The organism is Rhodococcus sp. (in: high G+C Gram-positive bacteria), from assembly GCF_049591685.1.
Taxonomy (GTDB): Bacteria; Actinomycetota; Actinomycetes; order Mycobacteriales; family Mycobacteriaceae; genus Rhodococcoides.
Genome location: NZ_JBAWFH010000393.1, coordinates 13,540 through 32,115, shown reverse-complemented (window position 1 = coordinate 32,115; position 18,576 = coordinate 13,540). Strand labels below are relative to the sequence as shown.

The window sequence follows — 18,576 nt, the reverse complement described above, 5'->3', positions numbered from 1 at the left end:
CGTGACTCGGGACGCACCCGCCGCGGACGGCCCGCTCGAGCCGATTGGACTTTCCTACATTGAACTTATTGAGCAAGTACGGCGATGAACTCGTCGACGCGTTCATCATGACGATCAAGCTGACGGTTCTGTCCGCTGTCGGCGCCCTCATCCTCGGAACGATCGTCGCGGCGATGCGAGTGTCACCGATCCCGGTGGCCCGCGCGATCGCAGTCGCCTACGTCACTGTGTTTCGCAATACCCCGCTGACGCTGATCATCCTGTTCACCTCGTTCGGTCTCTACCAGACGATGGGCGTCGCCCTGGCGGCACAGGATTCGCCGACGTTCCTCGACCAGAACAACTTTCGGCTCGCGGTCCTCGGATTGAGCATCTACACGGCGTCGTTCGTCGCCGAATCGCTGCGTTCCGGCATCAACACGGTGCCGGTTGGGCAGGCCGAAGCCGGCCGCTCCCTGGGCATGACGTTCACCCAGAACATCAGCATCGTCGTACTCCCCCAGGCCTTCCGCGCGGTCATCGGCCCACTGGGCAGCGTGCTGATCGCATTGACCAAGAACACGACCATCGCGTCGGTCATCGGAGTCGCCGAAGCGTCGCTGCTCATGAAGGAGATGATCGAGAACGAAGCCGCCATCTTCGCCGTCGGCGGTATCTTCGCCCTCGGCTTCGTCATCCTGACGCTTCCCACCGGACTGCTGTTCGGGTACCTCAGCAAGCGATTGGCGGTGAAGTGATGAGTGACGCCGTAGCCGTTCTCTACGACGTTCCGGGGCCGAAGGCCAAGGCACGCTACCGAATTCTCTCGGGTGTGGTTCTCCTCGTCTCGCTGGGCATCGCAGTTCTGATCTATCGGGCACTCGACTCCAAGGGTCAGCTCACCGCCGCCAAGTGGGAGCCGTTCGTCACCGCGAGTACCTGGACGACATATCTGCTCCCCGGCATTCAAGGCACCTTGATCGCCGCTGCCCTGTCCATCGTGCTGGCTTTGATGCTGGGCGCGGTTCTGGGCATCGGCAGACTGTCGGACCACCGCGCCGTACGTGCGATCAGCGGTGTGATCGTCGAACTGTTCCGTGCCGTCCCGGTGCTGATCTTGATGATCTTCCTGTACGCGGTGTACGCCGAGTACGAGGTCTTCAAGGTCAAGTATCTGGCACTGGCTGCAGTGGTGACGGGGTTGACGCTGTACAACGGATCGGTCATTGCCGAAATCGTTCGCGCCGGCGTCAATTCGTTGCCGAAGGGCCAGACCGAAGCCGCGTCGGCCCTCGGTATGCGCAAGGGTCAGACGATGCGGATCATCCTGCTCCCGCAGGCGGTCACCGCTATGCTGCCGGCGATCATCTCGCAGATGGTAGTGGCGCTGAAGGATTCGGCGCTCGGTTACCTCATCGGCTACGTCGAAGTGGTTCGAGCCGGTCAACAGGTCGGTGCGTTCTACGGCAACTACCTGCCGTCGCTGGTCATCGTCGCAATCATCATGATCATCATCAACTCGCTGCTGACGAAACTGGCAACCGTGGTCGAGCGTCGACTGCGGCAGAAAAAGCGCAAGACGGGCGGTGACGGCGTCGTGCCGGCCCAGGACTTCGGCGGAGGTCCAGCCGGAGCAGCGTGACCACGCACCACGCTGTGTCCACGCACCACATCTGACCACTGACCACGAACGAGGCCCGCAACGCCGATACGGTGTTGCGGGCCTCGTTTCGTGGCGGCCGACCTTATTCGGAGGCGAGCTGATCAGCGTGGACGATCACCCGAACGCATCACCGTCGAATTCCACTGCGTCGAATTTTACTGCGTCGAGTTCCACTGCGTCGAATTCCACTGCGTCGGGTGCTGATTCGCTGCCGAGCAGGTCCAGTTCCGATTTCACGACGGCGAACGCCATGTTCTGCGCGTAGCCGCGCCGCGCGAGCATTCCGACGAGTCTGCGGACCACCTTGTCCCGTTCGGTTCGAGCTTCGGGATCGTCAGGATCGGGAAGGCTCAACGTGCGGCACTTCTTGCGGACCAGTTCGGTGGCGCGTTCGCGCTCGTCGTCACTGTCGATCTGGTCCAGTGCGAGCTGCGCGTGCTCGTTGTTGACGCCCTTGTTGCGCAATTCGAGGCTCAGCGCGCGCTTGCCCTTGCCCGAGTAGGTGTGCCGCGAATGCACCCATTGCTCGGCGAACGCTGCATCGTCGACAAGTTTGGCGGCTTCCAGTCGAGCGAGAACCGTTGCCGTCACCTCAGGGCTGAATCCCTTTTTGGCAAGGCGTGTTTCGAGCTCATATCTACTTCGAGACCGGTCGGTCAACAACCGAAGGCAGACGTCTTTCGCCTGCGCCTCGGTGCCACCGCCCTCTGTCGTCGGATCCACGACGAGAGAACCTCCGCTGAGAACTCGATGGGCTTAGAAATCGACGGGCGCAGCGGCGTCCTCGGTGGCCGTCACGTCGGCACCGATCTGCAGCTTCTCCATGATCTTCTTCTCGATTTCGTCCCGCACGTCGGGGTTCTCGAGCATGAACTTACGGGCGTTCTCCTTGCCCTGGCCGAGTTGATCACCGTCGTAGGTAAACCACGAACCGGACTTGCGAATGAATCCGTGCTCGACACCCATGTCGATCAACGAACCCTCGCGGCTGATGCCCTTGCCGTAGATGATGTCGAATTCTGCCTGCTTGAACGGCGGTGCGACCTTGTTCTTGACGACCTTGACACGGGTGCGGTTACCGATTGCGTCGGTGCCGTCCTTGAGTGTCTCGATACGACGGATATCGAGGCGTACAGAAGCGTAGAACTTCAGCGCCTTACCGCCCGTCGTGGTTTCGGGTGAGCCGAACATGACGCCGATCTTCTCGCGCAGCTGGTTGATGAAGATCACCGTGGTGCCGGAGTTGCTCATGGCACCGGTCATCTTGCGTAGCGCCTGGCTCATCAGGCGAGCCTGCAGTCCGACGTGACTGTCGCCCATCTCGCCTTCGATCTCGGCGCGGGGAACGAGCGCGGCGACCGAGTCGATGACGACGATGTCGAGAGCGCCCGAGCGAATTAGCATGTCGGCGATCTCGAGCGCCTGCTCACCGGTATCCGGCTGCGACACCAGCAGCGCGTCGGTATCCACACCGAGCTTCTGGGCATAATCGGGGTCGAGAGCGTGCTCGGCGTCGATGAAAGCAGCGATTCCGCCTGCGCGCTGCGCGCTGGCCACGGCGTGCAGGGCGACGGTCGTCTTACCCGAGGACTCGGGGCCGTAGACCTCGATCACACGACCGCGCGGCAGACCACCGATGCCCAGTGCGACGTCGAGCGCGATGGAGCCGGTCGGGATGACCGCGATCGGCTGGCGAACCTCGTCGCCGAGACGCATCACCGATCCCTTGCCGAAGTTCTTGTCGATCTGCGAAAGCGCAAGATCGAGAGCTTTGTCGCGATCGTATGCAGGCATCGTGGTCTCCTTGTATGTCTACTCGTGCAGCGAGGTCTCGTGCAGCGTGTTGTCGGTAACGGTAGAGCTGGGTACCGACAAGAACTCGTCGGCGCTGCGGAAACCGAGTGACACCAGCATAGGCGAACACGTGTTCGATCGTCGATCCGACACGCCGGAGTGTCTTACCAGCGGGAGCGAGGTACGTCGAACTCACGGCACAGGGCCCGCCACACTTCGCGTGGGTCGATTCCCGCCTCGATGGCTTGCTCGCCGGTGAGCCCGTCGAGGCTGGTGATGACGTGATCCACGAGAATCGAGTCCCCGCGCATCTGGCCGAACTCGTCGACGAGCAGTTCGCGGAATTCAGTCAAGCGCACCGATCAACCGTACCGAAGAACGTCGTGGCACACGGCGACCGGATCGGTCACCTCGCGCGCGGTAGCTGCGGCAGCGGCCGCGGCGCGCGCATACGAGGGATCGGCGAGCACTGTCGCGACCGCGGCACCGATCAATTCCGGGCTGGGAGGCCGCACCACGACGGCACTGCCCTGCCGTTTCGCGCGATTCGCCAGTTCCCACTGATCACCGCCGCCGGGTACGGCAACGACGGGCACGCCGTGAATGAGGGCCTTGGCGAGCAGGCCGTGTCCGCTTCCGCACACCACGACGTCGGCAGCGGCAAGCAGCTGGTCCTGCCTGCCCAGTCCCGCGGCAGCCCAATCGGGTAGATCCTTCGGCGGCTCGTCGAGCATGGACGCCACCACTCGGGTGCCGCTGCCGACGAGCCCGGCGAGGGTCATCTCGACCATTCCCTCTGCTCCGGTGAATGCCGTGGACGGTGCGACCATGACGAGCGGCGTGGTTCCGGGAGGCGGCGTGAGCGCCTCGGTCGTCGGTTCCCACAGCAGCGGTCCGACCACGTGCGTGGAGGCGGGCCAGTCCGGCCTCGGCACTTCGAGCGCCGGGATGGTCGCAATCAGTCGCGCTGCAGGTCCCGGGTCTTCCGCAGGCAGCCCCATCCCGACTCGGGCGGCGCTGCGTTGCGCCTTGCCCTGCGCGATCGATCGGGCAGTTGCCGCGCGCATCAACGTGTCTCGGAGTCGGCCTCGGATGCCCGTTCCCGGCGCCAGGCCGCTACCGACGGGCGGTAGCCCTTTGGACGGCGCGTACAGCGGGTGGGGCGACAGCTCGATCCAGGGAGTTCCGCGTAGCTCGGCGGCCAAACCCCCTCCCGCGGTGAGGATGTCGGAGACCACGAGATCGGGTGCCACCTCGTCGAGATCGGGTGCCAGCTCTGTGGCGATGAACGCGGCGCGGGAATGAATTCGTTGCCCGGCATCCATGTCGTCGTCCTCGGGGCGCGGCGTCAGCCCTTTGAGCAGACGAGTATCGATGCCCGCTACAGTCCCAGCGTCGATCCACCGCGCCCCGGTGAACAGCACGGGTGTGTCGCCTGCCCGCAAGAACGCCAGACACAGCGCGATTGCCGGGAACGCATGCCCGGGATCGGGCCCGGCCACCACCGCTACTCGCACAGGATCAACAGTGCCACAGTTCACCCGGCGGACCGGCCCCGGTGCTCCGCCAGTATGCGAACCGCCACCGGGTGTGCGCGGTCGCGGTCGTGGTCGACGAGCCCGATACGTGTTCGTCGATCGAGAAGATCGTCCGCCGAACGTGCACCCTCGTAGCGGACGGAGAATGCCAATTCGGCGACGCATACGTCGATACCGTCCGCCACCGGTTCCAGACCGTCGGGCATGTGTTCGGCCAGCGCGAGAACCAATTTCGCTTCGGTGCCGTAGCGGCGCACGAGCAGCTCGGGTGCCTCAACCGAGTCGAGGGGGCCAGGCGCGGCCGCGCCGACAAGGGGTATCGACGCCGTCCGCCCGGCGTGCGCCGGCAACCGGGCGGCAGCCACCGCGGCGTCGACAGCCTGTTCGGCCATCAACCGATACGTCGTCAGCTTCCCCCCGACGACCCCGATCGGGCCGTCTCCGTCGTCGAGCACGGCATGCCGCCTGGATAGGGTCGCCGACGGGCCCGGTCCCGAATCGATCAGCGGTCGCAGCCGGCGAAGGTGCCGACGATGTCCGCCCGCGTCGGCCTCGGTTCGACTGCCGTCCCGAGGACATCGAGCAGGAAGCCGACTTCCGATTCCGTCGCCATCGGCACGTCCGGAATCGGCCCCTCCGCACGTTCGTCGGTCAAGCCGACGTACACCCGGCCGAGCGGTGCGGGCAGCGCGAACACGAAACGGCCACGCTCACCCGGCACGGGCACCGCCAGCGAGCACGTCAACCCACCGAACAGGGCTTCGTCGAACACAAGGTGCGTTCCCCTGCTGGGGCGTAGCGAGATGCGGGGGTCGATGTCGCCGGCCCAGACTCCGGCCGCGTTGATCACCACTCGAGCCCGCAGCCGGAATTCCGATCCCGTCGACCGATCCTCGAGCGTCGCGGAGGTGCGGTCCGCGTGGCGAACACTCACGCCGGTCAGTATGGACGCTCCGTACAGTGCCGCAGTCCGCGCGACCGCGATCACGAGGCGCGCGTCGTCGACTACTCGGCCATCCCACGACGACGCCCCACCGCGCAGGGTGCTCCGCCGTACCGTCGGGGCGGATACGGCAACCTGATCGGGCGACATGCGGCCTGCGCGCGGGAGAACGGCCGCGGACGTGCCCGCGGCGCCTCGCAACTGATCGCCGAACGCCAGGCCTGCACGGACCATTCCTTCCTCGACCCTCGACACCGACGAGTGCAGCGGCACGATCTGCTGCAGGGGCGTGACGAGGTGAGGGGCGGTGCGCGTCATGAGGATGCCGCGTTCGGAGGCGCTCTCCCTTGCGATCGCGGCATTTCCCGACGCGAGATAGCGCAGGCCGCCGTGGATCAGCTTCGAACTCCACCTGCTGGTACCGAAAGCGAGGTCGTGCTTCTCGGCAAGGACGACGCGCAGTCCCCGAGACGCGGCGTCGAGCGCGATCCCAGCACCCGTGATGCCGCCACCGACGACGAGCACATCGACGAGTTGGCCCTCTGCCAGCGCCTCCAGCTCGCGACGACGTCGATCGTCGTGCAGCGCGGAATCTCGCCGGTTCGAGATCACGAACCCGGTGGGCGCAGGTATGCGTCGACTGCGTAGGCCATCTGCACGACGAGATCGTGACCGGAAATACGTTGGGACACCATGTCGGCCGATTGGACGGCCGACTGCACCATGAGCAGGACGACGGTGGACAGATGCACCGGGTCTCCGTCGCGGATCGACCCCGCGTGCTGCCCACTCCCGACGAGAGGGACGAGCGCGTCGATGATCAAGGCTTGACTCGTTCCGAGCCGATGCAGGATGTACGTCGCGAGAATGTCCGGGTCGGTGTCGAGAATCTTGACGAACAGTGGGTGCGTGCGCACCTTGTCGGCGACGTCTGCAGCTGCCCCCGCAATCTGGCGTCGCGCCGACATATCTGCTTCGAACCGCGGCATGACGGAACCGATTTCGCGTGTCAGCAAGCTGGACACGATGGCGCGTGTGTCAGACCACCGCCGGTAGACCGTCGGGCGGCTGACCCCGGCCCGTCGAGCTATCTCGGCCAGATTGGTGCGACGGACCCCGTGTTCGAGAATGCACGAGCGCGCCGCATCGAGTATTTGATCTTCGACGGACAGTGCGCCGTCCGGATTGTCGAGCGCGCTCGCATTCACGCCGACCACGCACTGCTCGCTCACTGTTGACACCTCGTTCGACGGTCTGAAGATAGCCCCGCTCTTCGAAGATGTCTCGACCCCGGAATTGCTGCTCCGAGACCGAGTTACACACAAGCAGGATATGTAACACTATAGAGCATGCAGGAACTGCCCCGGGTGGAACCGTCCGGCGAGTCACGGCCGCTCATGTCCTGGGATTCCTGGGGCGTTCGGGAAGAACGTCGGCCGCTCGATCAGCGGACGGCCTCGGTGGTGCAGACCACACTGGGGATCTCCGGATCTTCGCGGAGCGAGGCGCGCGTAGCACCCAATGTGCGTCCGTCCACCCTGACCGACGAGCGCAGGGGTGCGCTGGAAGCGCTCGTCGGAGCAGAACACGTGGCGACCGACGACGACGTGTGCATGCACTATCTGAGCGGCAAAAGCACGCTGGACCTCCTCGCCCGGCGCGGGGGTGGCGTTCAAGACGCACCCGACGCAGTCGTGTTCCCTGGTGACGCGGCCGAAGTCGAGGCGCTGCTTCGGTACTGCACCACCGAATCGATTGCAGTGGTCCCCTTCGGCGGCGGAACGAGCGTCGTGGGCGGGGTCGACCCAGTTCGCGAATGGTTCGACACCGTGATCGCGATCGCCACCCGACGCATGGACACCCTGTCCCATCTGGACGACTTTTCGCGAACTGCGACACTCGGAGCGGGCGTCACCGGTCCGCGGGCCGAGGAGTTGCTCGCTGCACACGGTCTCTCGCTCGGCCACTATCCGCAGTCCTTCGCGTTCGCGACCATCGGCGGGTTTGCCGCGACGCGGTCGTCCGGTCAGGCATCGGCCGGGTACGGGCGCTTCGACGACATGGTCGAGGCGTTGACCGTCGCCACGCCCATCGGCATCACCACGGTCGGCCGCGCACCGGCGTCGGCGGCAGGCCCGGACCTGCGGCAGGTGTTCCTCGGATCCGAAGGAACACTAGGCATCATCACCTCGGTGACCGTGCGGGTGCATGCGATTCCGCAGGCAACAGCCCATCGATCGTGGTGGTTCCCGGACTTCGCGTCGGGATCGACAGCGTTCAGGGAGCTCGCGACGCGCGCCGACAGGCCGACCGTCATGCGGCTATCCGATGAAATCGAGACCGGTATCGATGCTGCCCTCTCCTCGACTCCGACACCCGACACCCGTACCGGTGGCGCCACCTCGATCGCACTGTTCGAGGGCATGCCGGACGATGTCGAGGCACGCGCCGCGGCTGCGGACGCCGTTGCCGTGGCCGCGGGCGGACTGGTCGAGGACCCTGGTCGAGCCCGCGAGTGGGAAAAGGGCCGGTTCGACTCTCCGTACCTCCGTGACGCGTTGCTCGATGCCGGTGCGCTCGCAGAAACGCTGGAGACTGCCACCTCCTGGCGCGAACTCGACGATCTCCGGACGCGCGTGAGAAAGGCCATCGTCGAAGCATTGACCGCCGTCGGTACTCCGCCGATCGTCATGTGCCACATCTCCCACGTGTACGACACCGGCGCGTCGCTCTACTTCACGGTGGTGTGCGCGGCGGGGCACGATCCCTCGGCCAATTGGCGCTCGGCGAAGGACGCCGCTTCACGTGCGATCAGCGACGCCGGCGCGACCGTCACGCACCATCACGGCGTGGGGCGCGACCACAGGCCGTGGATGACTTCCGAGATCGGGCCGGTCGGTACAGCGCTGCTGCGCGGTATGAAAGCCGCGGTCGATCCGGCGGGTGTGCTCAACCCTGGCAAACTGATCCCGTGATCGACTACTCGGGCATGCAGTGCTCACGCGGCGCGCGACGGACCTGCACGGTGCGATGACTGCACATGTGACCGTCCTGACCAATCCCACCGCCGGAAACGGCCGTGCGGCAAGGGTTTCCGAGGCCGTGGTGCGGCGCTTACGCGAGCGGGGCGCGCGCGTCACCACCATCGAGGGACGAACACCGGGTGACGCCGTCACCTCGACCAGGCGGGCGGTTCGGGGCGGCACCGACGTGTTGCTCGCGGTCGGCGGCGACGGCCTCGTCAACATCGCGTTGCAGGCCGTGGCCACCACGGATACGCCGATAGCCGTGGCGCCTGCGGGCACCGGCAACGACTTCGCCCGATTACTGGGTGTCCCGTTGAACGATGCCGTTGCGGCAGCGGACATCGTCGTGGATCGTCGAACCGCCGACCTCGACCTCGGACGAGTACAGGATCGATGGTTCGCCACAGTGCTGTCGAGCGGATTCGACAGCCTCGTCACCGAACGCGCCAACACCCTGCGGTGGCCTACAGGGCGTCTACGCTACAACCTGGCCACGGTTTTCGAACTCACCAAACTGCAACCGATCCCCTATCGGTTGGAGCTGGACGGAGTGGCCGTGGACTTCGACGCCACGCTCGTCACGGTCGGTAACGGCCCGTCCTACGGCGGCGGAATGGCCATCTGCCCCGGCGCGATGGTCGACGACGGCTTGCTCGATGTCACCGTCGTGCGAGCGACGAGGCGGAGTCGGCTGATTCGCCTTTCTCCCACCCTGTACCGGGGCGCGCACGTACAGCTTCCCGAAGTGGACACCTATCGCGCGAAGTCGGTGTGCATCGACGCTCCGGCGATGGTGGCCTACGCCGACGGTGAACGGTTCTGCGCACTGCCCGTGCGAATCGACTGCGTTCGGAGGGCCCTCACCGCGATCGTGGGGCCGTCGTATCCGCGCCCCGGTTGAAGCTCAGAGCGTGCTCATGTCTCGATCCTTGCCTGCGGTGACGGCCTTGAACAACCAGTAGAGCCCGAACACGATCGCTCCTCCGACCGCCACCCAGAACAAGCCTTCGATGACGGCGCCGAGAACGGCGAACGCGAGCCAGACGAGGACGACGATGCCGAGTATCTTCCAGATCATGTGAATCCCTTTCCCTTGTGTACGTCGATCCTGGCACGCCCCGGGGACGAAAACACCGATCGGACAACGAGATCAGGGAAAGATGGGGGATGACCCTGAGGGGCCACTACAAGTGCCGACTCCTGATTGCAGCCAGTTCGGCCAGTGCAGAGGCCCAACCTTCGAGCCGGTCGGTCGCCGAGGTCAACTCGGCCTTGCGGCCGGCTACAGCGCTCGTGGGCATTCCGTGCGGGCTGGTCAGTCGTGCGGCCGCCGCAACCAATTCCTCGTATTGGTCGACGCCCGAAGTCAATTCGTTGGTCGCGGCGGCAATGGTTTCGGCGAGGTGCACGCCCGCTCGCGAATTGGCGTCAGCGGCACGCTCCATGGCAACGACGTCCGCAGCCATGTCTTTCAATGCTCTCGCAGCGGCGTTGGCCACGTCGTTGGTCTCGACCACCTCGGCCGAGTCCACGAACTCCGATCGCATCAGAATCCCGGACAGCTCGTAGAGGCTCCGCTGTGCGCCCGCGAGACGGCTCATGGGTTCGAACGCCGACGACGAACGATCGGGGAGGCTCGCTTTGGCCGGCCTGGCCGCGGGCAGAGGTTCGGCTTTGAGCCGCCGGTACCGGCTGACGGCGAACACGGCGGGAACAGCGAGCACCGCGGCGCCTCCGCCGCTCGCCAGCATCGCCCACTCCGGCGCGGACGCAACTGCGAGACCCGCCGTCGAGACCGCCGACACCCCGGACGCACTACCGAACCAGGACCCACGTCGCCGAGCCCGTCGGATGCGGCGAATCTGCTTCTGCCGCGGGTCGTTCCAGCGTTCGACGGCATCCACGGCCGATTCGACCGATCTGCGTGCGGAGCGGGCGGCACCACGAAGCGCCGATGCCGACTCGGAGACAGGCATGGCCGACCACGTGCGTGGTCGGCCATGCTCTTGTTTCGTCACGATCAGTTCTGGGCCGGGGGCTCAGGAGTCGCGTTCGGAGACTTTGCGATCGAGGGCTTCGCGGTGGCGGAGTTGCCCGACGGCAGCGAGTCGCCCGCCATCGACGCGCGGATCTGCTCGAGCCGACTGTGCCCTGCCATCTGCACCGACGCCTGCTGCACCTCCATCATCCGACCGGACACCGTGTTCTGAGCCAATTCGGCGGACCCGAGAGCATCTGCGTAGCGTCGCTCGATCTTGTCTCGAACTGCATCGAGGCTCGGGGTGTTGCCGGGAGCCGACAGCGTGCTGTCCATCGAACGCAGCGACTCGCTGACCTTCTCCTGCATTTTGGCCTGCTCGAGCTGGCTGAGCAGCTTGGTGCGCTCGGCAACCTTGGCCTGCAGTGCCATCGCGTTCTGCTCGACGGCCTTTTTCGCCTGCGATGCCGCCTGCAGCGACTGGTCGTGCAAGACCTTGAGGTCTTCCACGCCCTGTTCCGCGGTGACCAACTGGGCTGCGAACGCCTCCGCGGCATTGGTGTACTGGGTCGCCTTGTCGACGTCCCCCGCTGCGGCAGCCTGATCTGCGAGGGTGACGGCCTGACGCGCGTTCGCGTTGAGCTTCTCGACCTCGTCCAGCTGACGACTCAGCTTCATTTCCAGCTGACGCTGGTTGCCGATCACCGAGGCGGCCTGCTGAGACAGCGCCTGATGCTGCCGCTGCGCGTCCTCGATGGCCTGCTGAATCTGAACCTTGGGGTCGGCCTTCTCGTCGATCTTGGAATTGAAGAGCGCCATCATGTACTTCCAGGCCTTGACGAAAGGATTAGCCATGGGTTGATCCTGCCTCCGTACTCGAGCGCCGTTGACGCGCGTAGGGGGTCGGCTGACATTGCAGCGACCGTCGATGAACTGCCCGTGTCACGAGAATACTGGTCTGGTCGGTTTGACGTGAGAACTGCTCCCCCACCCTAGCCGCAGCGGCAGCAGTCGTACGGGTTGCAGCCGTACGGGCGGCGTTACTCAGGCAGCCGCGAGCGCGCGTGCCGGCGCAGGAATGACCACCCGGGTGTCCCCCGCGATCCGCGTCGAACCCTCGGCGCCGACCGGTGCGTCCGCGTCCACTGGCCGCGTGGCGGTGGCGGATTCGGACAGGGACTCGCTGACGTCGCTCATCACGTCGGCCAGCGGGACGGCGAGTGCCTCGCAAATTGCCGCGAGGAGTTCGCTCGACGCTTCCTTCCGTCCACGCTCGACCTCGGACAGGTAACCGAGGCTGACACGGGCCGTGTTCGAGACCTCGCGCAGTGTTCGGCTCTGTGCAACGCGAGTGCGCCGCAGACTGTCGCCGAGTGCTTCACGCAATAGCAGCGCCATCTCGCTCCTCCTCGTTCGTTCCGTCTGTACATCTACTTCGATCATCCATAGTTACAACGCATGGCGGGGTTCGATTGGTTCCCGACTTTATACGTCCGTGAGCTCCTGTATGCGCTCCAGCATCAGCGACACGGCGACGCGCACCGTTTCCCGTCGGATCGATGACCGGTCGCCCGTTGGTCGCCGCTCGTTCACTCAGGTCTCACCGGGGCCGGCGACACCGACGACGCGACAACCAGATCGCGAGCTCCCGAGCCCTCGGCGAGCGGATCGGTCACGACGCCACTCCCCGCCTCAGTCGAAATGCCTGCACGATGTAGTCGAGTCCCGTGTAGACCGTCAGGACGACGGCGAGGCCCATGAGGGTGACGGAGGCGAACCGCACCTCGTCCGGGAGCGGGAAGAGATAGAACCCGATCGCGAAGCTCTGAACCAGCGTCTTCACTTTGCCCCCGCGGCCCGCGGGTATGACGCCGTGCCGGATCACCGCGAACCGGACGAGGGTGATGCCGATTTCCCGTGCACCGATGACGACGGTCACCCACCACGGCAGGTCTCCGAGGATCGACAAGCCGATCAGTGCGGCGCCGATCAACGCTTTGTCGGCGATGGGGTCGGCCATCTTGCCGAAATCGGTGACAAGGCCGTACTTGCGGGCCAGCTGACCGTCGATCCGGTCGGTGATCGCGGCGACGGCAAAGACGATGGTCGCGCCCACGCGCCACGCCGTGTCGTGCCCGTCGCCAACAAACAACACCACCAGAAAGACCGGCACCAGGGCGATGCGTAGCACGGTCAAAACATTGGCGATGTTGAGAATGGGAACGGCGTCGGCGCTGCCGGTCGCAGAGTTGTTGTGGGGCAGCTCGGGGGTCGGCGGAGCTCCTTCGCTCATACCGCCTCGCCAATATCAAGTGCATGGACGGCGAGATCGGTAACGGACACACCAGGAGAATATCGGTTGGACCGTTGACTACTGTTCACCACATGACTTCCGCGCCGAATCGGGCGAGTCGACCTGACGTCGACGACACCACCGAACCAGCCTTCAGCAGCAATCCCGTCGCGTACGACGGTGCCGAGCTGATCGTGAGACGTGCGCGAACCTCCGACATTCCAGAGATCAAACGACTCATCGACATCTACGCGGGAAAGATTCTCCTGGAGAAGAATCTGGTCACCCTGTACGAAGCCGTGCAGGAGTTCTGGGTCGCCGAGCGAGCCGGAACGGTCATCGGTTGCGGCGCGTTGCACGTGCTGTGGGCCGACCTCGGTGAGGTCCGCACGGTGGCCGTCGATCCGTCGACGAAGGGCCACGGGGCGGGTCACCTCATCGTCGACAAGCTGATTTCCGTCGCGCGCGAGTTGGCGTTGAGCAAGGTCTTCGTGCTCACTTTCGAGGTCGACTTCTTCGGACGACACGGATTCGTCGAGATCGAAGGCACCCCGGTCACAGCCGAGGTCTATGCCGAGATGTGCCGCTCGTACGACACCGGCGTGGCCGAATTCCTCGACCTCAGCTACGTCAAACCCAACACGCTGGGCAACACGCGCATGTTGCTGTCGCTCTGACAAGATTCGACGCGACCACTGCTCCGACAGCACCGAAAGAGGACCTTCATGGCCATGTTCGCCGTCCTGTACACCTACTCCCCCAGCACCTCGGACGGGCGGGACACCCATCGGGCGACGCACCGCGCGTGGCTTGCCGACCTGCTCGAGCAGAAGGTACTCGTCTCGAGCGGGCCCTACGCCGACAACAGCGGAGCGCTGATCCTCGTCGAGAGCGCCGACAGCGATTCGGTGCGGCAGTTGTTCACGCAGGATCCGTTCGCGGTCGAAGGCCTGATCGAAAGCACCGTCATCACCGAGTGGAAGCCGGTCATGGGCGCATTTGCCTGACCCGAGGTGAGCCCACCTCACCTCTACTCGGTGGGCTCCTCGTTCGGGTCGCCGCCCTTGATCGACCACAGCAGACCGTCCAGCTCGTCCGGCTTGACCAGAACTTCGCGTGCCTTCGAACCCTCACTGGGTCCGACGACTCCTCGGTTCTCCATCAGGTCCATGAGCCTGCCGGCTTTGGCGAATCCGACTCGTAGTTTGCGCTGCAACATAGATGTGGACCCGAACTGACTGGACACCACCAGTTCGACTGCCTGAAGCAGCACATCGAGGTCGTCGCCGATGTCCGGGTCGACGTCCTTCTTGTCCGACGCCTTCGCCGCAGTGACGGTCTCGTTGTACTCGGGCTCCGCCTGGTTCTTCGCGAAGTCGACGACGGCCGAAATCTCTTCGTCGGTGATGAATGCACCCTGCAGACGGGTCGGCTTCCCTGCACCCATCGGCAAGAACAGGGCGTCGCCCATACCGATGAGCTTCTCCGCGCCGGGCTGATCGAGAATCACTCGGGAGTCCGTGAGCGAAGAGGTCGCGAACGCGAGGCGCGACGGAACGTTCGTCTTGATCAAACCGGTGACGACGTCCACCGACGGTCGCTGCGTGGCGAGTACGAGGTGGATACCCGCTGCACGCGCCTTTTGCGTGATACGAACAATTGCGTCCTCGACGTCTCGTGGCGCCGTCATCATCAGGTCGGCGAGCTCGTCGACGATGGCGAGAATGTACGGGTACGGGGTGTAGACGCGTTCGCTGCCGAGCGGCGCCGAGATATCGCCGGAGCGAACCTTCTTGTTGAAGTCGTCGATGTGACGGACCTTGTTGACCTGCATGTCCTGGTAGCGCTGCTCCATCTCCTCGACCAGCCACGCAAGAGCGGCAGCAGCCTTCTTCGGCTGGGTGATGATCGGGGTGATGAGGTGCGGGATGCCCTCGTACGGGGTCAGCTCGACCATCTTCGGATCGATCAGAATCATGCGCACTTCGTCCGGTGTGGCGCGCGCCAGTAACGACACCAACATGGAGTTGACGAAGCTCGACTTGCCGGAGCCGGTTGAGCCTGCAACCAAAAGGTGGGGCATCTTCGCGAGATTGGCGCTGACGAAGTCGCCCTCGATGTCCTTGCCCAGCCCGATCACCAATGGATGATGATCCTTGCGCGTCGAGGGCGCGGTCAGGACGTCGGCGAGGCGCACCATCTCTCTGTCCGAGTTGGGCACCTCGATTCCCACCGCGGACTTGCCGGGGATCGGTGCGAGCAGGCGGACGTTGTCGGTGGCCACCGCGTAAGCGATGTTGCGCGCCAGCGCCGTGATCTTCTCGACCTTGACGCCTGGGCCGAGCTCCACCTCGTATCGCGTGACCGTCGGCCCGCGGGTGAATCCGGTGACCGCCGCATCGATCTTGAACTGGTCGAGCACCTCGGAAATGGCCTCGATCATCGCGTCGTTCGCCTGGCTCCGCGTCTTCGGCGGATCGCCGTCGATCAAGAGCGACAGCGACGGCAGCGTGTAGTCACCGTCGACGACACGGTCCACGACGATCTTGTCGTCCTCGGTTGCGGCCTTGGGCTCCGCAGCCTTGACGACGGGCTTGGGCCTCGGGGGCGTGGCCACAACCGGAGTAGCAGCGACGTCGGCCACCAGCGGGACGGCCTCGGTCGGACTATCGGCCGGAACCTGAGGCGACGACCGACGCCTGCGTGGCTTCTCGACCGGCACATATTCTTCTGTCGGGTAGTTGCCGTGCGGGTCGACGCCGTGCGGGCCGTCCACCGGATACCCGCCCAGATCCGCTTCCCCTGGGCTGCCGTATCCCTGGCTGTCATATCCCCGACTGTCGAAGCCTGCGGCATCAGAGCCGTACCCGTCGTCGCCGAACTCCGAGCCGTAGTCGGCCGGGTCGTAGTCGCCGTACTCGTCGCCGCGGCTGTCTGTACCGAACAGGGCGCGCAGGCGGTCCGGGATGTCTCGAACGGTGGTTCCGGTCAGCAGGAGCACACCGAACAGTCCGGCGAGGAGAAGGAGCGGCACGGCCAACCACACGGTCAAGCCGTCGGAGATCGGCCCCCCGGCGACGTATCCCACGAAGCCGCCGCCCGTGGCGCGGCCGTCGGCGTCGGCCGGCGATCCTGCGGCCATATGCCACAGACCGAGAATCGGAAGGGCGACGAGCATGGATCCGAGCACCAGCCGCGGTCGGATCTCCGGATTGGGCTCCGATCGCATCAGCACAACGGCAATGGCGGTGACCAGAACGGGTAGCACGTAGCCCGCGTTGCCGATGATCGCGCGAACCCCGATCTCGATCCACTCGCCGACCGGTCCGCCGGCGGACACCCACACGGCGGCTGCGACGATCACACTGACGGCTATCAAGCCGAGAGCGATGCCGTCACGACGATGCCCGTGATCGATGTCCTTCGCCTTGCTGACCGTTCGCGTGGTTGCGCCCACACCTTTGGCTGCCATCGACCACGTCGACGACACGCCGCGTCCCAATGCGGAGACGACGCTCGAACTCTTCTTCTTCGCCGGTCGACGCTGCGTGGCCGATCGCTGGGTGGCGGCACCACCGCGTGGTGCCGCTGCGCGAGGTGCGGTGGGCTTGCGCGGTGCGGTGGGCTTGCGCGGCGTCGTCACGGTCTTCGCCGTGCGTCCTCCCGGCGACTTACGCGATTCACCCGAAGCACGTGGCGTCGACGAGCCCCCGGTGCCGCCGGCCTTCGAACTGCGGGTGCTGGTCTTTCCTGCCATACCTTCAGGTTAGTCGCAATGACACCTTGGAAACCATCCGCAACACGAGTAACACGATGAACGAGGGAGATCGACACCGTCTCTTTCGCCGTCAGAAGCTCCGGTCCAGCTGATGAACCGCCGCGATGTCGGCGTCGTCGCCCTGGCTCTCGAGCTCCACTGCACTGCGACCGAACGCATGAAGAAGCAGCTCGGACGGTTGACCCGTGAGAACGACCCGGCGCCCTCCCGACTTCTTCACCGTCGAAGTCCTCCCGTCCGGCGTCCTGAGTTCGACGCCGACCGGTGACAACCTGTACGCCAGCTTGCCGACCAAGCCTGCCAACGACCAGAGGCGGTTCTGCATGTCTGTCGACAACGTGCGCGGCGCCCACTCCCCGCTACCCCGCCGCAGGTCCTCGTGATGGACGAACATCTCTCCGACGTTCACCACCGGATCGAGGAGCTTGAAGGGAGACCAGATCGGCGGTCCCGATGCGATCTCGTCGACCAGCTCGGCAAAGGGCCGCTCGGCGACACGGGATTGGACTCGCTCGGTGTATCCGGAGAGAACCGGAAGCAAAATTCCGGGGGCAGCGTCGAGGCGTCGCTCACGCACCACCAGATGCGCCGCGAGGTCCTTCGCGGACCACTCCCCGCACAACGTGGGGGCGGACTCTCCCACCGAGGTCAGGGTCACTACCAATTCTGCGCGTTCGCGCTGTGCGAGGTTCACAACATTCCACCGTACGTGCCCCATGTCGGGCGCGTCGGCGAGTCCTCCGTAATCTCTGATCGGTGCCGGTCTCAGAAATAATCGTCATTCTCGTCGCCGGATTGGGGGCGGGCGCCATCAACGCCGTGGTGGGTTCCGGAACCTTGATCACGTTCCCGACGCTGGTCGCATTCGGCTACCCACCCGTGGTCGCGACGATGTCCAATGCCGTCGGCCTGGTGGCCGGCAGTGTGTCCGGAACGTGGGGCTACCGACGAGAACTGAAGGGGCAGTGGCCTCGGCTGAAGTGGCAGATGCCCGCCTCATTCGTCGGTGCGCTCGGTGGCGCCTGGTTGCTGCTACATCTCCCCGAAACCGTCTTCGCCGCCGTGGTTCCGGTACTTCTGATCGCCGCACTGGTCCTGGTGGTCGTACAGCCGCGAATCCAGGCGTGGGCGAGGGCGCGCTCTGAGGCTGCAGGTAAGGCCGCGGACCACGTCGGCCGCGTCCGCATGATCCTGTTGACGCTCGGCACATTGCTCGTCGGCGTCTACGGCGGCTATTTCACTGCGGCACAGGGAATCCTGCTGATCGGCGTCATGGGGATACTGCTTCCGGAATCGGTGCAGCGGATGAACGCCGCCAAGAACTTGCTCTCGCTCATCGTCAATGTCGTCGCCGCTGTCACTTACACCATTGTGGCGTTCGACCGAATCAGTTGGGCGGCAGCCGGTTTGATCGCGGCCGGATCACTGGTCGGCGGATCCATCGGCGCGCGGTTCGGACGCAAGCTCTCGCCGTGGGCCCTGCGCGCCGTCATCGTGGTGATCGGATCGATCGGACTCTGGCGACTGCTCGCCGCCTGAGCCTCTCGCCGTGCGTGGTGCTCGGCCACGATAGCCGAACACCAC

General features: G+C 65.2%; 19 protein-coding genes and 1 pseudogene. 7 read left to right on the top strand and 13 right to left on the bottom strand.

All coding sequences use genetic code 11. The features are described 5' to 3' along the window. Positions 1–59 precede the first annotated feature (59 nt). Positions 60–737, top strand: coding sequence for an amino acid ABC transporter permease (locus WBQ44_RS16555; protein ID WP_495567762.1), 678 nt, complete (start codon positions 60–62; stop codon positions 735–737). Beyond that, the gene (locus tag WBQ44_RS16550; protein ID WP_495567761.1) at positions 737–1,621 is read left to right on the top strand and encodes an amino acid ABC transporter permease; all 885 of its coding nucleotides are present in this window, start codon (positions 737–739) and stop codon (positions 1,619–1,621) included. Before WBQ44_RS16555 ends, WBQ44_RS16550 begins: the two co-directional genes overlap by 1 nt. Before the next feature lie 135 nt (positions 1,622–1,756). Here the strand turns inward: WBQ44_RS16550 and WBQ44_RS16545 are convergent, their stop codons facing one another. The 6 genes and pseudogenes from WBQ44_RS16545 to WBQ44_RS16520 form a co-directional block, all read right to left on the bottom strand. Beyond that, positions 1,757–2,365, bottom strand: a complete 609-nt coding sequence (locus WBQ44_RS16545) for a regulatory protein RecX (protein WP_495567760.1) — start codon at positions 2,363–2,365, stop codon at positions 1,757–1,759. A 33-nt stretch (positions 2,366–2,398) separates the two neighbouring features. Further along, positions 2,399–3,436: a recombinase RecA gene (gene recA, locus WBQ44_RS16540; RefSeq protein ID WP_495567759.1), complete on the bottom strand. Its 1,038-nt coding sequence runs from the start codon at positions 3,434–3,436 to the stop codon at positions 2,399–2,401. A gap of 164 nt (positions 3,437–3,600) precedes the next feature. Next, on the bottom strand, positions 3,601–3,795 hold the full coding sequence (locus WBQ44_RS16535; RefSeq protein ID WP_495567758.1) for a DUF3046 domain-containing protein: 195 nt from the start codon (positions 3,793–3,795) through the stop codon (positions 3,601–3,603). A gap of 3 nt (positions 3,796–3,798) precedes the next feature. Continuing rightward, positions 3,799–4,953, bottom strand: coding sequence for a glycosyltransferase (locus tag WBQ44_RS16530; protein WP_495567757.1), 1,155 nt, complete (start codon positions 4,951–4,953; stop codon positions 3,799–3,801). 20 nt (positions 4,954–4,973) lie between these two features. Next, positions 4,974–6,526: pseudogene (locus WBQ44_RS16525) on the bottom strand (glycerol-3-phosphate dehydrogenase/oxidase). Then, positions 6,526–7,149 carry a TetR/AcrR family transcriptional regulator gene (locus WBQ44_RS16520; RefSeq protein ID WP_495567756.1) on the bottom strand — a complete coding sequence of 208 codons (624 nt, stop codon included), beginning with the start codon at positions 7,147–7,149 and terminating at the stop codon, positions 6,526–6,528. The pseudogene WBQ44_RS16525 and the gene WBQ44_RS16520 overlap by 1 nt, the downstream one beginning before the upstream one ends. 117 nt (positions 7,150–7,266) lie before the next feature. Between WBQ44_RS16520 and WBQ44_RS16515 the strand changes: the two genes are divergently transcribed. After that, positions 7,267–8,892 (top strand): FAD-binding oxidoreductase, encoded by a 1,626-nt coding sequence (locus WBQ44_RS16515; protein WP_495567755.1) that lies wholly within the window; start codon positions 7,267–7,269, stop codon positions 8,890–8,892. A gap of 55 nt (positions 8,893–8,947) precedes the next feature. Further along, the gene (locus tag WBQ44_RS16510) at positions 8,948–9,844 is read left to right on the top strand and encodes a diacylglycerol kinase (protein WP_495567754.1); all 897 of its coding nucleotides are present in this window, start codon (positions 8,948–8,950) and stop codon (positions 9,842–9,844) included. A 3-nt stretch (positions 9,845–9,847) separates the two neighbouring features. On the opposite strand, the gene WBQ44_RS16505 is transcribed toward WBQ44_RS16510, so the two are convergent. The 5 genes from WBQ44_RS16505 to pgsA form a co-directional block, all read right to left on the bottom strand. Then, positions 9,848–10,021 carry a hypothetical protein gene (locus tag WBQ44_RS16505; RefSeq protein ID WP_495567753.1) on the bottom strand — a complete coding sequence of 58 codons (174 nt, stop codon included), beginning with the start codon at positions 10,019–10,021 and terminating at the stop codon, positions 9,848–9,850. A 106-nt stretch (positions 10,022–10,127) separates the two neighbouring features. Next, the gene (pspM, locus tag WBQ44_RS16500) at positions 10,128–10,919 is read right to left on the bottom strand and encodes a phage shock envelope stress response protein PspM (RefSeq protein ID WP_495567752.1); all 792 of its coding nucleotides are present in this window, start codon (positions 10,917–10,919) and stop codon (positions 10,128–10,130) included. A gap of 44 nt (positions 10,920–10,963) precedes the next feature. Continuing rightward, the gene (locus WBQ44_RS16495) at positions 10,964–11,776 is read right to left on the bottom strand and encodes a PspA/IM30 family protein (RefSeq protein ID WP_495567751.1); all 813 of its coding nucleotides are present in this window, start codon (positions 11,774–11,776) and stop codon (positions 10,964–10,966) included. A gap of 189 nt (positions 11,777–11,965) precedes the next feature. Continuing rightward, positions 11,966–12,319 (bottom strand): helix-turn-helix domain-containing protein, encoded by a 354-nt coding sequence (locus WBQ44_RS16490; protein WP_495567750.1) that lies wholly within the window; start codon positions 12,317–12,319, stop codon positions 11,966–11,968. Between the two features lie 274 nt (positions 12,320–12,593). Beyond that, on the bottom strand, positions 12,594–13,214 hold the full coding sequence (gene pgsA / locus WBQ44_RS16485; RefSeq protein WP_495567749.1) for a CDP-diacylglycerol--glycerol-3-phosphate 3-phosphatidyltransferase: 621 nt from the start codon (positions 13,212–13,214) through the stop codon (positions 12,594–12,596). A 188-nt stretch (positions 13,215–13,402) separates the two neighbouring features. On the opposite strand from pgsA, the gene WBQ44_RS16480 reads away from it, so the two are divergent. Together WBQ44_RS16480 and WBQ44_RS16475 are read left to right on the top strand one after the other, a co-directional pair. Beyond that, positions 13,403–13,891: an amino-acid N-acetyltransferase gene (locus WBQ44_RS16480; protein ID WP_495567763.1), complete on the top strand. Its 489-nt coding sequence runs from the start codon at positions 13,403–13,405 to the stop codon at positions 13,889–13,891. A gap of 48 nt (positions 13,892–13,939) precedes the next feature. Then, positions 13,940–14,221 (top strand): YciI family protein, encoded by a 282-nt coding sequence (locus tag WBQ44_RS16475; protein WP_495567748.1) that lies wholly within the window; start codon positions 13,940–13,942, stop codon positions 14,219–14,221. A gap of 23 nt (positions 14,222–14,244) precedes the next feature. Here WBQ44_RS16475 and WBQ44_RS16470 read toward each other — a convergent pair whose 3' ends face one another. Beyond that, positions 14,245–16,971 carry an FtsK/SpoIIIE family DNA translocase gene (locus WBQ44_RS16470; protein ID WP_495567747.1) on the bottom strand — a complete coding sequence of 909 codons (2,727 nt, stop codon included), beginning with the start codon at positions 16,969–16,971 and terminating at the stop codon, positions 14,245–14,247. A gap of 91 nt (positions 16,972–17,062) precedes the next feature. Continuing rightward, positions 17,063–17,686, bottom strand: coding sequence for a TIGR03085 family metal-binding protein (locus WBQ44_RS16465; protein ID WP_495567746.1), 624 nt, complete (start codon positions 17,684–17,686; stop codon positions 17,063–17,065). Between the two features lie 62 nt (positions 17,687–17,748). On the opposite strand from WBQ44_RS16465, the gene WBQ44_RS16460 reads away from it, so the two are divergent. After that, positions 17,749–18,531, top strand: a complete 783-nt coding sequence (locus WBQ44_RS16460) for a sulfite exporter TauE/SafE family protein (protein WP_495567745.1) — start codon at positions 17,749–17,751, stop codon at positions 18,529–18,531. The last annotated feature ends 45 nt before the right edge of the window (positions 18,532–18,576 follow it).

Bases quoted from the DNA above. Each gene is read 5' to 3' on its own strand.
- pgsA (WP_495567749.1), bottom strand. From the start codon at position 13,214: ATGAGCGAAGGAGCTCCGCCGACCCCCGAGCTGCCCCACAACAACTCT.
- WBQ44_RS16550 (WP_495567761.1), top strand. From the start codon at position 737: ATGAGTGACGCCGTAGCCGTTCTCTACGACGTTCCGGGGCCGAAGGCC.
- WBQ44_RS16505 (WP_495567753.1), bottom strand. From the start codon at position 10,021: ATGATCTGGAAGATACTCGGCATCGTCGTCCTCGTCTGGCTCGCGTTC.
- WBQ44_RS16515 (WP_495567755.1), top strand. From the start codon at position 7,267: ATGCAGGAACTGCCCCGGGTGGAACCGTCCGGCGAGTCACGGCCGCTC.
- pspM (WP_495567752.1), bottom strand. From the start codon at position 10,919: ATGCCTGTCTCCGAGTCGGCATCGGCGCTTCGTGGTGCCGCCCGCTCC.
- WBQ44_RS16490 (WP_495567750.1), bottom strand. From the start codon at position 12,319: ATGGCGCTGCTATTGCGTGAAGCACTCGGCGACAGTCTGCGGCGCACT.
- recA (WP_495567759.1), bottom strand. From the start codon at position 3,436: ATGCCTGCATACGATCGCGACAAAGCTCTCGATCTTGCGCTTTCGCAG.
- WBQ44_RS16510 (WP_495567754.1), top strand. From the start codon at position 8,948: ATGACTGCACATGTGACCGTCCTGACCAATCCCACCGCCGGAAACGGC.
- WBQ44_RS16495 (WP_495567751.1), bottom strand. From the start codon at position 11,776: ATGGCTAATCCTTTCGTCAAGGCCTGGAAGTACATGATGGCGCTCTTC.
- WBQ44_RS16470 (WP_495567747.1), bottom strand. From the start codon at position 16,971: ATGGCAGGAAAGACCAGCACCCGCAGTTCGAAGGCCGGCGGCACCGGG.
- WBQ44_RS16475 (WP_495567748.1), top strand. From the start codon at position 13,940: ATGGCCATGTTCGCCGTCCTGTACACCTACTCCCCCAGCACCTCGGAC.